The sequence below is a fragment of the Streptomyces sp. NPDC002076 genome (genome assembly GCF_053593835.1).
Window position 1 is genome coordinate 1 of sequence record NZ_JBSFDI010000046.1, and the last position, 13262, is coordinate 13262.

General features: G+C 66.3%; 10 protein-coding genes and 5 pseudogenes. 6 read left to right on the forward strand and 9 right to left on the reverse strand.

The genetic code is table 11. The features are described 5' to 3' along the window. Positions 1–530: 530 nt before the first annotated feature. Genes ACWCQS_RS44905 through ACWCQS_RS44915 form a run of 3 tightly spaced genes read left to right on the forward strand, consistent with a single transcriptional unit; the run spans position 531 to position 1817 of the window. Entirely contained in the window at positions 531–944 is a 414-nt protein-coding gene (locus ACWCQS_RS44905) for a Rid family hydrolase (protein WP_451009859.1), read from the forward strand. 23 nt (positions 945–967) lie between these two features. Next, positions 968–1621, forward strand: a complete 654-nt coding sequence (locus ACWCQS_RS44910; RefSeq protein ID WP_451009860.1) for a TetR/AcrR family transcriptional regulator — start codon at positions 968–970, stop codon at positions 1619–1621. 43 nt (positions 1622–1664) lie between these two features. Beyond that, entirely contained in the window at positions 1665–1817 is a 153-nt protein-coding gene (locus ACWCQS_RS44915) for an Ada metal-binding domain-containing protein (protein WP_451009861.1), read from the forward strand. A 320-nt stretch (positions 1818–2137) separates the two neighbouring features. On the opposite strand, the gene ACWCQS_RS44920 is transcribed toward ACWCQS_RS44915, so the two are convergent. The 9 genes and pseudogenes from ACWCQS_RS44920 to ACWCQS_RS44960 form a co-directional block, all read right to left on the reverse strand. Next, complete coding sequence (locus ACWCQS_RS44920; protein ID WP_451009877.1) at positions 2138–2521, reverse strand: MmcQ/YjbR family DNA-binding protein; 384 nt, start codon at positions 2519–2521, stop codon at positions 2138–2140. Positions 2522–2911: 390 nt separating this feature from the next. Further along, positions 2912–3052 carry a hypothetical protein gene (locus tag ACWCQS_RS44925; protein ID WP_451009862.1) on the reverse strand — a complete coding sequence of 47 codons (141 nt, stop codon included), beginning with the start codon at positions 3050–3052 and terminating at the stop codon, positions 2912–2914. Positions 3053–3257: 205 nt separating this feature from the next. Then, positions 3258–3842: a sigma-70 family RNA polymerase sigma factor gene (locus tag ACWCQS_RS44930; protein ID WP_451009863.1), complete on the reverse strand. Its 585-nt coding sequence runs from the start codon at positions 3840–3842 to the stop codon at positions 3258–3260. Between the two features lie 500 nt (positions 3843–4342). Then, positions 4343–4687 (reverse strand): annotated as a pseudogene (locus ACWCQS_RS44935) (AfsR/SARP family transcriptional regulator); the annotation flags it as partial. A gap of 227 nt (positions 4688–4914) precedes the next feature. Continuing rightward, a pseudogene (locus ACWCQS_RS44940) lies at positions 4915–5103 on the reverse strand (AfsR/SARP family transcriptional regulator); the annotation flags it as partial. Positions 5104–5437: 334 nt separating this feature from the next. Next, positions 5438–6109 (reverse strand): TetR/AcrR family transcriptional regulator, encoded by a 672-nt coding sequence (locus ACWCQS_RS44945; protein ID WP_451009864.1) that lies wholly within the window; start codon positions 6107–6109, stop codon positions 5438–5440. 286 nt (positions 6110–6395) lie between these two features. Then, positions 6396–6569 (reverse strand): annotated as a pseudogene (locus tag ACWCQS_RS44950) (FAD-dependent oxidoreductase); the annotation flags it as partial. Positions 6570–6673: 104 nt separating this feature from the next. Then, complete coding sequence (locus tag ACWCQS_RS44955) at positions 6674–8635, reverse strand: SpoIIE family protein phosphatase (RefSeq protein ID WP_451009865.1); 1962 nt, start codon at positions 8633–8635, stop codon at positions 6674–6676. Positions 8636–9197: 562 nt separating this feature from the next. After that, entirely contained in the window at positions 9198–10115 is a 918-nt protein-coding gene (locus tag ACWCQS_RS44960) for an NADP-dependent oxidoreductase (RefSeq protein ID WP_451009866.1), read from the reverse strand. Positions 10116–10615: 500 nt separating this feature from the next. Between ACWCQS_RS44960 and pdxR the strand changes: the two genes are divergently transcribed. The 3 genes and pseudogenes from pdxR to ACWCQS_RS44975 form a co-directional block, all read left to right on the forward strand. Then, positions 10616–12004, forward strand: coding sequence for a MocR-like pyridoxine biosynthesis transcription factor PdxR (gene pdxR, locus ACWCQS_RS44965; RefSeq protein ID WP_451009878.1), 1389 nt, complete (start codon positions 10616–10618; stop codon positions 12002–12004). Positions 12005–12433: 429 nt separating this feature from the next. Then, positions 12434–12780: pseudogene (locus tag ACWCQS_RS44970) on the forward strand (flavodoxin family protein); the annotation flags it as partial. Positions 12781–12807: 27 nt separating this feature from the next. Continuing rightward, positions 12808–13140, forward strand: a pseudogene (locus ACWCQS_RS44975) (LOG family protein); the annotation flags it as partial. Between the last annotated feature and the right edge of the window lie 122 nt (positions 13141–13262).

Below are 13262 nucleotides of genomic sequence, written 5' to 3' on the forward strand. Positions count from 1 at the left end.
CCGCTACGAACGCAAAGCCGAACACTTCCTGGCCTTCACCAGCATCGCTTGCACCCTCATCTGCTATCGCAGACTCACCAAATGAGATGACTTCTTAGCAGGGCCGGCCGGAACCTGGCCGGTGGCGTCGGTTGCGCCGGGCGCCTGCTGCCTGCATTGCGAGGGGTGACTCCGTCGGCACCGAGTTCCGGATCCCTTCTCCACCCGGGCACCGCATACGAAGGACTATACAGACCAGAAACTCCTACGCAACCCCTCCCCTGGGCCAGCTGAGTTCGCCGCACTGGATGCAAGCGGGTCACGTCGCATCGGGCCCTAAATCCGCAGCTCATAGGCCACATAGAGGCTGTACCGTGAGCCACTTCGGCCGGTCGGCACGAACGAGTTCAAGCCGTCTCGAGCCAGTCCGGCTCGAGCCTGTTCGGTTAAATTTGATGGACGATTTGGTCCACTCTATGGGGGCCGCGAGACCTCTCGGATCTGCCTGCCGCCTCCATCTCGCGTCCGCCAACGAGGGGGTTTTCGCTGACATGACCGCCGCAACGCAGTTCATCGACGCCAGGGTGTCGCGCCACATCGGCACCTACTCCGAAGCGGTCGCGATCCCGGCCGGCGCCACGCAGGTCGTCCTGTCCGGCACCCCGGGATTGCGGCCGGACGGGACCCTGCCGGAGCATTTCGCCGAGGAGGCCGAGCAAGCCTCGGACAACGTGTGCGAGGCGCTGCGGTGCGCGGGCGCCCAACTGAGCGACATCGTCCAGGTCCGGTCCCGGCTCACGGATCGCAACGACATCGACACCTACGTGAAGGTTCGCAAGGACGTCATCTCTCACCGACCGGCCTATGTGCTCGCAGTGTTGCCACAACTGATCCGGCCCGGTCTCCGCTTGGAGATCGAGGCCACCGCGGTCGTGACGCACACGGCTGCCGAGCAGCACGAGTGAGTAACATGCCCGAGGGAGACACCGTGCCCGGAACCAGCGTTACTCGACGCACGCCACGCGGCCTGGAGACCCGTTCACGGATCGTTGATTCGGCGGCCAAGCTGTTTCATGTCAGGGGCGTCAACGCCACCACGCTCGATGACGTCCGGCTGGCGAGCGGCACGAGCAAGTCGCAGTTGTACAACCACTTCGAGGACAAACTCGCGCTGATCCACGCCGTGATCGACGTGCAGTCGAAGTTCGTCCTCGCCCGCGAGGAACAGCGCCTGCGCGGCGTGAAGACCCTCACCGGTCTGCGCCGCTGGCGTGACGCCCTGGTCCAGGCCAACTCACTACAGGACGGCTCCTACGGCTGCGCGCTAGGCGCAATGTCGATTGAGCTGTCCGACAACGATGAGCAGTCCCGCCAAGCGCTCAACGCATCATTCGATGCCTGGCGGCGGGTGCTCGTCGAAACGCGGACCCACAACGCTTGGGTACTGGTCTGCTGGCTGCTCTGCAGGGGGGTTACGTGCTTGCACAGAACGCTCATAGCTCCGAGCCGATGGCTGTCGCGCTGGACATGGCCCTGGACCACATCGAATCCTTCGCTCGCAGCTGAGCCCACGTTCACAGCTCCACGAGCCCGTTCGTTCCACGATCCACGACCCACTTCTCAGGTTGCTGCTGCCTCTTGAGGCCTGTTCGGCATGCCTGCTCAACCCAAGAACACGGCGGACCATGCACATCGACTTCGGCACCTGCTATCAGGCGGTCACAGACAAGGAGCGACGTTACGACGGCCAGTTCGTCACCGCGGTTCACACCACTGGCATCTGTTGCCGGCCATCCGGCCCGGCCCGTCTGCCACATGCCGAGAACGTGTCCTTCTGAACCGCCCCGGACACCGACTACAACCCCCCGAAACAACGGGGTGACGACTCCGCCAAGTGCCGGGTAACGAAGGCTTGGTTGGTAGGCCCGGGGTAATCGATGGGTGTTCGTGCTGCAGCAGCCGCCGTACCCCGGTTCTTCCTTGAGGGTGACGATGCGTTCGTCCGGGTCGTCCGTGACGATCAGGAGGACCTTGCCCGCCACCTTGTAGACGTCCAGCTGATCGGTGAACGGGCGCCCGTGGCTGACCCCGGGCATCGCCGGTGCTGTGTCGCCCGCTCTGTCCTGGAGCTTCTCGCCGCTGATGGGCATGACGAAGGTCAGGCGCGGCGGCCGTAGGTGTGCGGATCCACGGGCTGCTCGGACTTGGGAAGCCGGCCGACCACGAGACGGTAGGAGTCGATCACGAGCTCCTTCACCAGCTTCTCGTCGATGGTGCCCCCGCCTTCCACCGTGATCCAGTGCCTCTTGTTCATGTGATAGCCGGGGGTAATGTCTGCGTACTGCTCACGCAGGGCTGCGGCGTCGTCCGGATCAGCTTTCAGGATCACGACGGGGCGCCCGGGCATGTCGGTCATGAGCATGAAGACCTTGCCGCGCACCTTGTAGACCCCCCAGTCGGGGCCGAAACGATGCTCCAGGTCGGCGCCAGGCAGTTCCACAGTGCAGTCGCCCGCGATCTTCTGCAGCTCCTGTCCGTCCAAGGTGATCAACTCCTCTATCGATCCGAGTGCCCTGACCGCCCGGCCAAGGCCCAAGGCGGCGTCCCTCATGGCCGCCACGAACGGCGCCCGCACGCCGGCAACAGTGACGGAAGCCGACGGGGTGCAGAGACAGTTACGCGGGCGGCGCGACGCAGGCGTCCAAATCCACGCTGGTCATGACCCGAGCGTATGCGCGCGTCCGCGCACACGTGTGGACCATTTTCTGAGCAAAAGACCGGGCCACTTCGCGTCGAACGGCCAGGCGAGCACCTGGGCGCCGCCTGTCAGACATGTCGAGCCTTTCCTGAATGATCGTTGGGTCGCTGAGGGGTTTACCGGGCTGGGTGCGCGGACCGGGTCGAGGGTTTCGGCTATCACGCGATCGGCGGTTCACTGGGCCGCGGCCGTATCGACGGCGGGGATGTCGATGTCGGCCTGGATGACGGTGTTGATGAAGTTGGTGAGCGGGAACTGCACCGCCACCGCGACGATCGCCAGGATCTGCGGGGCGGTGTACCCGGCGCCCCGCACACCCGCGAGCTCGGCGTCGCTGACCCACCGGCGGCTGGTGAGCGCCCGAGGGCGATTTCTTACCTCCGGCCCGTCGGGAAGGTGAGTTCCTGGCGGCGCGGGCTTTCTGGTCCGCCCCGGGAAGACGACTGCCAGGCCCCGGGACGTGTGCGGCTGCGGTGCGAGCCCTTCGGTCAGCGCTGCCCCGGCCGACGTCGCCGCCGCATCAGCGCGCAGCGCTGAGATGTCCGCTGGCTATCAGCTGACCTCGCAGTTTCTTACGGGCGTCGAACATCGTCTTGTAGAGCGCGTTACGGTTCGTCTCCAGCTCACTGGCGAGCGTTTCCAGGGGGACCCCGTTGACGACGGCAGTGAAGACCTGCCGCTGGTGGGCGCTGAGTGCTGTCTCGACTGCGTCGCGCGCGGCTTCGACCAGCTCTCGCGCCTGCCAGTGGCTGACGGGGTCGATACCGGAGCGGTCGGGAACTTGCGCCCATTCGTCCAAGTCGAACCGATTATTTGAAACACGCCAGAAATGGCGGCCCAGTTTGCTGGACACTTCAAGTACGACGAATCGGAACGCCCATGTGGTGAACCTGGCGTCGCCTCGAAATTCCTGGATTTTGTGCGTGATCCTCATCAGTGCGTCGGCGGCCGCCTGGTGGGCGAGATCGTTCAGCTCGGGCCCGGTAATTTGGTAACGAGGACCCCGGCGGAACACTTCGTCCATGGCGATCCGCACCAGCAGTTCGTGCAGCTGCGTGCAGGCCTGCTCGTACTGCGGCCCACGACCGCCCTGCAGCGCGTCCACCCAGGCGGCGGACTCCGGGTCGAGCTGCCCTCGGCCCGTGGCGGGCCCTGCTACCGGGGCGCTGCCGCTGGTTCCGGCATGTCCATCCGGAGCCGAGCGGCACGTTTTTCTAGCATCTGCGGAGTGCATGGTTCTCAATCTCCAGATCATTTCGTGCGGACAAGTCAATCACGAGACCATCAACAGGACGTCTACGCGAAGTCGCTGTTTTTTGGCCGTGTGCGCATCCTGGGATTTCACGGACGGGGTTTCCGGCGTATTTCGACGAGGGACTCGCACGCGCCGTGGGGCACGCTTTCCCAGCTCTGCAAAGAGCTGGCCGTCCAGGAAGCGGTCAGCCAGACGGTGGGGCGACGGTGGTGGCGAAAGCTGCCTTGCCGACGCCGGCCAGTCCGCCGACCGTGTAGATGGCCCCGGAGGACGACTCTGCATCGGCGACCAAGCGCTCGACCTGCTCTTGCTCTCTCTCGGCCGCCGAGGCTCGGCACGGCGGCTGGGAGCTAAGCCGGGGCGTGATGCGGGGGCGTCTGTGGCGCGCCCTTCGGGCAGTCGGCGCTTTGCGGGAGCTGGAATCGTCCGGAGAGGATGCGCTCGTGGACTTGCTGCAGTTCCGGCGACGGGCTAACGCCGAGGCGTTGACCCAGCAGGTGACTGGTCATGTGGTAGATCGTCAGGGGCTCGGACTGCCGCCCAGCACCGTAGAGCGCAGTCATGAGGAGGCCGCCTCTGAGCTCTCGAACCGGGTGCTCGACAAGCAGGGCGGACGGTTCGGCGGCGGCTTCGGTGTAGCGCCCTCTCTCCACTTCGCAGGCGAGCTGCTCCTCCGCGCACGCGAGGCGCAGCTCGCTGAGGACGCTGCGCTGCTGGCCCGCGAACGGCCCCGGGACCCCGGCGAGGGCTTCGCCGGTGCTGCGGGCCTCCCTCGCCCATGCTGTCGTCTCTCAAACCTGTTCAGGTCCAGAGCGTCCGGTTGGTGGTACAGCAGGTAGCCCCTGACGACCGGGCTCACGGAGCTGTCACTCTGCTCCCCCAGTGCTCGCCTGAGCCTGTAGACGTACGTGCGCACGGAGCCTACGGCCGACGGTGGGGCATCGTCGCCCCACACGTCCTCCGCCAGTTTCGAGAGGCTTACAGGCTTGCCTGCCTTGAGCAACAGCGAAGCGAGCACGGCGCACTGCCTCGGCTGACCGGCTCCGGCCTCGCCCCCCTCTCTGTGTAGCCGGACTGGGCCGAGCACTGAGAACCGGACGCCCACGTGCATAGTGCTTACCGCCCTGGAGATCCTCGTGAGGCTTGGCTGCCTGGCTGTCCGTAAGGGACCGTCTCCCCAAACCTACCGCGGATCGGGCCAATTTTCAGGACCAAATAGTCCCCTCTTGCGTGGAGGAGCCCTGCCTTTCATCAGAGGGCGGCCGCTCTTGGTCGGCGGCTGGGGCCACATGCGGGCAAACGACGTGCGGACGAACGCGTCGTCCCGCCGTCAGCCCTCCCGCCTGCGCCCGCCGGGAGGGCGGTAAAGTCCAGTCCGGTACGGAGGCGGCGACACGACCGCCCGTGGCGCCATACTGGGACTTCTCGGCCTCGCCCCAGACGGCTTAGCGCCCTCCCGCGCCCGCCTCTGGCGGATTGACGTCCTCGGCGACCACGACATAGGCCTTGACATGGTCGATCGCCATGTCAAGGGCGATCCTCATGGGTTTGACGTCCTGGGCCGTCTGCGCAAGGAGGTAGCCGCCTTGGAGGGCGGCCATGAGGCCGGTGGCGAGCTCTCCGGCGTCCGCGTCGGGGCGGAGGACTCCCGAGTCCTTCATCCGCTCGAGCCCAGCATCGAGCAGTCCCTCCCAGGAGTCGAAGTGCCGGGCGATCGCCTTGCGCGCCTCTTCGTCCTGATCGGCCAGCTCGCTTGCAAGGGAGCCGAGCGGACAGCCGTAGGCTCCGTTTCGGAGCGCGTTGTGTTCGATCAGTGCGTCCCGCCAGCGCTCCAGCCCACGGATGGAGTTGAGCCTCTGCAGTAGCTGTTGCTGACGTTCGAGCAGTTCTGCAGCCTGCAACGCGACAACGTCCCGCACCAGTGCATCCTTGTCGGGGTAGTGGCGGTAGAGCTGGGATTTGCTCGTTCCGCTGGCCGCCCTGACCTCGTCGAGGGTCGTGGAAGACACGCCCTTGACGTACATCATGTCGGCGGCGGCCCTCAAAATGCGCTCTCGAGTCGCCCGCCCGCGCTCAGTCAGCCGGGAATCGTTCTTATCGCGCACCTGTTCCGCCACATTGACCAGGTTACCGATGCGGACGTTAGCAGGATTCAGAAGGGACCTCAAGGTCCTTTTCCGTTACTCATCCTCCGGCTTCGGCCCATTCGATCCGGAGTCATCGTCCCGGGCCTCCCTGGCAGTGGTCGGCCCGGGCCGACCACTGCCAGGGAGAATCCATGCCTCCGGCGGTCCCCGCCCCCTCCTGGCCGGCCAGGTGCACAGGACCGGCCGTAGCGAGGAGCTGCGGCGGGAATGCTCTCCTCGCGTCCGAGCCGGTCCCGGACAGGCCCTTTCACGTGGCGTCGGCGAAGCCGACGTGCGTGAGCTGGGGCGTGGGGACCAAGTCGCTGACGGCGGAGAGGGTCGGGACGTTCGTCCGCATGTACTCGTCGACCGGGACGTAGCCCTGGTCCATGGCGGCACCCTGCTCCTGGTAGTCGAGGGCCTGGGAGACCGGGTCACGCTCGAGGGCGACTTCGCCGCCGCGTGCCGGCAGCAGTTAGTCTCTCCCTGGGCTGACACCGCGCCGGTGAATGAGGGCCGGAGGGCGGCTTCCCTGCCCGGGAGACCCATCGAGTCTCATGTGCGTCGCATGACCAGCACGGCCACGTCGTCGAGGTGGCCCACCGCGGCCACCGCGTCGAGTATTCGGTCTGCGGTCGCCTCGACGCCGAGCCGGTCCTGGAGGGCTCGACCGGCCAGCGCTCCCGCTCGCTCCAGCCCGGCGTCCAGGGTCAGGCGCGGCCCTTCGACCACACCATCGGTGACCATGACCAGCGCGGTGCCCTCTTCCAAAGTGAAGGTCTCCTCGGGGTAGGCGGCGCCAGGCACGATTCCCAGGAGCGGCCCGGCGGGAAGTGTGCGAATGGTGTGGCTGCCGTCGTCGCGCGCGTGGAGCAGTGGCACATGGCCTGCGCTGGTGCCGATGACCTGTCCGTCATGCGGATCGAGGTGCAGCATGGTGCAGCTTGCGAACCGTGGCGCGTCCATCGCGACGAGCAACTCGTTCGTACGCGTCAGCACCGTTCCCGGGTCAGGCTCGTGGGCGGCGATCGCGCGCATGGACGAGCGCACCTGGCCCATGAAAGCCGCGGCATCCACGTCGTGCCCTTGAGCGTCGCCGATTTCCAGTGCGACCGCACCATCGGGGAGCAAGAACGCGTCATACCAGTCTCCGCCGATATCCAACCCATCCCGACTAGGCTGATAGCGGGCGGCGATCTCCAGGCCTGGGAGGTGCTCCGGCAGCGTCGGGAGCATGCTCTCTTGGAGCGCCATGGACAGCTCGACGTGGGCTTGTTGCAACCTGATGGCCCTCAGTGCCTGGCCTGCCAATTCGGCCAGAGTCGTTATGAAGGCGAGCTTTTCTGGGGAGGGAGGGTGCTCACCGTCGTACGTCACCACCCAGGCCCCGAGCGGCCGGTCGCCCACCGGGCTGAGAGGGGTGATCGACAAGGCGGTGCCGGGGGCGGGGCTCGGCAGGGGCAGACTGTCATGCTGCCACCGGCGAGCAAGCTCCTCGTGGTTACGGAAGAACTGTGCCTGACCGGTACGGATCACGTAGGGCAACGGCCGATCCTCCTCCAGCGACAGGCCGAGCAGAGCATCAACCTCCCACGTGGGGATCCGGGCATCCGAGGAGACCCGCAAGCGACCGTCGTCGACGAGTGCGAAGAGGGCGCCGGAACCTCCGACAGCCGCGGCGAGCCGGGCCAGGACCACCTGCTGCAGTTCCTGCTCGGTGGCAGCGCTGAACAAGGCCGAGGAGAACGCGGTGATCCCGTCGGCGCGCTCCCGCTCCGCGCTCACCTCAGCCAGCGTCTCTTGGCGGCGTGTCTCCGACTGGGTGTCGTCGCGGATCACCGCAAAAACCCGTTCGGGGCCGCCGTATCCCAACTGGATCCGGCGGACCTGGCCTGCGAGAACCCGCCAGCCATCGCGCTCAGTGAGAAACCGCGACCTGATCCACCGGGACTGGGCGGCGGACGAGCGCACAAGCCGCTGCACGTCCTTCCGATCATCAGGGTGCACTTGCCTGATCATCTTGGACCGGGGCAGCGACGCTTGCGGGAAGAGCGCGGCCAGGGCGGGTGCACCCCCCAGCCACTCCACCTGGTGCTCATCGGGGGAACACATGCAGAGACCGAGGTCGGCAGCCTTCGCCGCAAGCTGGAATGGGATGAGCAGACCGCCGAGGTCGTGTCCCGCGTCCAACGAATGCACCCACACAAGCCGCTCGCCGCTCGAGGGATCCGTCACCGGTCGCGCCTCGACGAGGCAGACCACAGATGCGGTGCTCGTGCCGGGAAATTCCAGCACACGCATCGCAAGCCCCTTCGTCGTGGCCCCGTGCCTCAGCAAGCCCTCAGCCGAGATGCGCTGGTCCTCGGGGAGTAGATCAACGAAACCATGGCCCACGCACTGCTCCCACGGCCTGCCCAGTTGAGCTGCCAACGCAGCATTGAGGAAGCGGATGACACCGTCCAGGGTCAAAAGAGCCGACGGTGTAGCCACCCGAAGAAGTTCGTCCGAGGCGTCCATTTGCCGCTCACTACCCATCGTCGAGCGATATGACCTCGTCTTCCTTCAACAACACTATCCGCCGCAGAGCAGGTCGCGCCCACCTGCAGTGGCATGCGACAGGGCGCAAAACAAGACACCAGCCGGCAGCACGCTACCTGTAGGGGGATTACCGCTGTGGCGGAATCATTGCGTGCTGCAATCGTGGAGCGATGCGATCATCAACCTCGACGTACTCCAGGCCGTTCCCCTCAGCCGGCTCGCCCGGACAGCGTGGGATGTAACGCGCATGCGTATCACGATGCAGACGGCACTTAAATCCAGTGTTCCAGCCGGGTGCATATTCCAGGCCGTTTTTTGGATTTCTCGACACGTCTTGCGCGGCACCGTAGTACGTCGCCCGCACCACCGGTCCTGTAATCCTCAGTCTGCAACATCGTCAGGCGCTGGCCGATCGGGGCGTAAAGATCGGCCACGAGGTCCACCGCGCTGGCGGCCCTAGTGCACGCCGACAGCCAATAGGACGCAGCCGACCGATCTGGTCAGCGCCAGAGGGCTGCGTGCATCGATGCGCGCGCGTCGCTCACGGACGAACACTGATGATCGTCTTCCCAATGATCCGCTCGGTCGGGTTGAAGGCCGCAACCGCGTCATCGAGGGTCGAGACTTTGCCGATGTTCGTCCGCAGCCGTCCGTCCCGCACCCGCTGGACGACCTCACCCAGTTGGGCACGATCGGGCACGACAACGAAATCGATCGCCAGGCCGTTCGCGGGACGCACCTCAGGCGGGCCGGCGATGGACACCAGCGTTCCTCCGGCACGGATCACGCCTGCGGACCGATTTCCGATCTCTCCGCCGATGACATCGAACACCAGATCGACTTTGTCGACGTCTTCCAGGGCGTCATTCTCGAGATCGACGAACTCCCTCGCGCCGAAGTCAAGCGCCGTCTCCCGATCGGCGGTACGTCCGGTGCCGATGACGTAGGCGCCGACCTCTCGTGCGAGCTGCGTCACCATCGACCCGACTGCGCCGGCAGCGCCGTGCACAAGGACACTCTGCCCCGCCTGAAGGCGGCCGTGCTCGAACAGTCCCTGCCATGCCGTCAGGCCCGGCATCGGCAGACTCGCGCCCACCGTGAAGTCAACGTCGGCCGGCAGCGGCGCGAGGTTACGCGCCTCAATCGCCACATACTCCGCCAAGGTGCCGCCCCGATGCCCGTCCGCGAGGCCGAACACCCGCTGCCCCACCGACAGCCCCGTCGTGCCATAGCCGAGAGCGGTGACCGATCCGGCCAGCTCCTGCCCGGGAATCGACGGCGTCCGGTCGCGGCCGAAGCGATCGGTCCAGGTCGAGGGCCACGTCAGCTCACCCGGAGTGAATCCCGACGCATGAACCTGAACGACGACATCGTTCAGCGCCGCCTGCGGCTCGGGGCGCTCCGCCAGCGTCATCCCGGCGGTTCCCGCGGCCTGATCCGTCACCACAATCGCCTTCATCCGGCGCCTCTCTGTATCCAGTCCCCGCCTGTACGGTCTTCTCGGTTCGACAGTAGTAGCGGCGCCAGACCTCGGCGTCTTACCACGCTGATTGGGGCGCGAGGGCGTCGAGGAACAAGCGCAACAGCGAAATTTCGGTAAGACGGCGCGAAGGATTGACGCTCATCACATAGGTGCGGAGTCAATCCGGTAGACCTTCTCGCTCATCGGAGTCGCGTGGTGCGCCACGGGACGTGGGAGAGGCCATCCCACACATCGCGTTGAAAGGAACCCTCATGCATGACAGCTGGGCTTATTCGCATGACCCCACTGATCACCAACTCGACGAAACCGCCAACGCCATCAGAGCAAGTGCGTCGAATGTTGAGGTTCGCATCGTGACTACCGATCTAACCAATGACAACCAGCGCACCACGGCCATCGACGACCTTCTGTCCGGCGGCCCGGTCGATGCTCCGATCAACAGCGCGGCCACTGTCGAGCCCCTCGGCGCCCGTACCATGATCAGTCCAGCGCAGCTACGTCAGGCCTTTGAGGATGATTTGATACCAGCTGGACGAGGTGTGCGCCGTGCGCTGGCCGAAGCCGTGCGCGAAGCTGTCCGCGCCGGCCGCCTGGCCCCGGGGAGACGGCTGCCCTCCTCCCGCCAGCTCGCCGCCGACCTCGGCCTTGCCCGCAACACCGTGGCTGACGCCTATGCCGACCTCGTCGCCGAGGGATGGCTTACCGCCCGCAGAGGGTCGGGCACACTCGTGGCAGACAGGATGATCACTCGGCCAATCTTGGCGCGCTCGGCCGCCGAGCCGTCCGGTGACCCTTGCTACGACCTGATCCCAGGTAACCCCGACCTCACCGCCTTTCCTCGTGCAGCCTGGCTGAAGGCCACACGCCGCGCCCTGACCGCGGCCCCCGACGACGCGCTCGGCTACGGCGACCCCCGCGGTCGGCCGGAGCTACGGGCCGCACTCGCAGACCATCTCGCTCGAGCCCGGGGCGTGTACGTGAGTCCGGAACACATACTGATCTGCGCCGGCGTCTCCCACGGCCTGCAGATCCTGAGCGCAGTCCTGGCCGGGCGGGGAGCGAGGAACGTCGCCGTCGAGTCCTACGGCCAGGACGGGTACTTCGGCCTGCTGGCGGCTGCTGGGCTGAAGACCGTCCAGCTTCCCTTCGATACCCACGGCACCGACCCGGTGCCGCCCGTCGGCACCGATGCGGTCCTACTCACACCGGCTCACCAGTTCCCTGTGGGCACGACGCTGCAGCGCGATCGCCGGACGGCCGTCGTGGACTGGGCTAGACGGACCGGCGGGGTGGTCCTGGAGGATGACTACGACGGTGAGTTCCGGTTCGACCGCCCATCTGTCGGGGCACTCCAAGGACTCGACCCCGACTGCGTGGTCTACCTGGGTACCGCCAGCCAGACCCTTGCTCCAGGCCTGCGGCTCGCCTGGATGGCGCTGCCTCCCCGGCTCGCTGAGGAGGCCGTGGCGGCCAAGGGGCAGATCGACTCGTGCGAGGTATTCAGCCAGCTGACGATGGCGGAATTCATCACCTCCGGCGCCTACAGCCGTCACGTACGTGCTGCCCGTCGACGCTACCGCGATCGACGAGACGCTCTCGTCACAGCCCTGGCCCAGCACACCCCAAAGGTGCGCGTCATCGGGACAGCGGCGGGCCTGCACACTGTGCTCGGTTTGCCGCCCGGGACCGAGCAGCGGGTCCTTCAGTCGGCCACCCGTCAGGGCCTCAAAGTGGCCAGCCTGTCTCGATACCGCCATGAACGGTCCCTGAACGCCATGGCCGATGCCCTCGTCGTCGGATACGGGGTGCCCTCCGACGCTGCGTGGCCTCAGGCGCTCTCCGCACTCGTGCGGATACTTTCCTGACGCGCCCCCAAGTAGCCCGGCCCCGAACTGATCTCTTTGTGGTTACGGCGTCACCTCACGCCTGCCTGGGTCGCGCCCCCGAGAAGGCGGGCGCGGATTCATGACGTGAATATTCGGCGGCACCTACTGTAATCAGGCTTCCTCGCCGGATATGCCGAAGATCCGTTCCATGGCTTCGTCCCACAGACAAGGCCACCCACGTGCGCGATGTCCACCGCTGCAGCCCTGTTCCGTGGCTCGGTCGCGCCTCGAGCGCCCATGAGATGCACGTCGTACGTCTGTCTGCCCCCATCACATCAGCCGTCGATCGGTGCGACGGATGGCAGAGGTCAACCCGCGTCAAGCACGCCCGTCGTAAGCACCGTCGGGTCCATTCGGCGCCGCTGTGGTGGCGCCTCGCGCCGTCCGCCCGCACGCTGGACCAACCGTGTGACCGATTCGTTGCCTGCAGCCGACGCACCGCCGGCACGGTACCTGCGTGCTCTCGTGATCAACTGCACCCTCAAGCGCTCGCCGGAGACGAGCAACACCCAGGGGCTGATCGACCGCAGTACCGCCATCATGGACGCACAAGGGGTGCATGTGGACGTCGTACGTGCGATCGACCACGACATCGCCACCGGTGTGAGGCCCGACATGCGGGAGCACGGCTGGGAGACGGACGTCTGGCCGGAGCTGTACCAGAAGGTCATGTCCGCAGATATCCTTGTACTGGCTGGACCCATCTGGCTGGACCCATCTGGCTGGGAGACAACAGTTCCGTGATGAAGCAGGTGAGAGCGGGTTAGTGTCCCGGCTTCGCCGCCGACGAAATGACGTTCGCCAGGGATCTCGCTGAACGGAAGGCACGGTTGCTCGCCGTGATGCCCGGCGGCGTGGGCACGTTGGACGAAGGGACCGAGGTCCCGGAGCTGAGGAAGCACGGCCTGTACGGCATCCCCGTGGTGCTGCTGAACACGGCGGGCTTCCACGACGGGCTGATACTCCAGCTCCGGCCAATGGACGAGCAGGGCTTGCTGCCATTGCCCCTTGGACAGCTGGTCTTCGACGCCGACACGGCCGTCGGCGCACTCGCCTACGTGGAGAAGTGCGTTGGAACGGATGGCGAGATCGTGACAGCACGGCTTCCCGCCTGAGAAATCGCGCCGCCTCCGACACGGGCGGCCTGGCACTTGAGGCCGACAGCCCCAGCACCTCGCATGTCGGCAGGGACGCTCCTGAATTGGACAGAGGCGCGTCCGCTCCGCCCTCGGAACCC

Excerpts from the sequence above, each read along its gene's own strand:
- ACWCQS_RS44905 (WP_451009859.1), top strand. The coding sequence starts at position 531 with ATGACCGCCGCAACGCAGTTCATCGACGCCAGGGTGTCGCGCCACATC.
- ACWCQS_RS44915 (WP_451009861.1), top strand. The coding sequence starts at position 1,665 with ATGCACATCGACTTCGGCACCTGCTATCAGGCGGTCACAGACAAGGAG.
- ACWCQS_RS44955 (WP_451009865.1), bottom strand. The coding sequence starts at position 8,635 with ATGGACGCCTCGGACGAACTTCTTCGGGTGGCTACACCGTCGGCTCTT.
- ACWCQS_RS44960 (WP_451009866.1), bottom strand. The coding sequence starts at position 10,115 with ATGAAGGCGATTGTGGTGACGGATCAGGCCGCGGGAACCGCCGGGATG.
- pdxR (WP_451009878.1), top strand. The coding sequence starts at position 10,616 with ATGATCAGTCCAGCGCAGCTACGTCAGGCCTTTGAGGATGATTTGATA.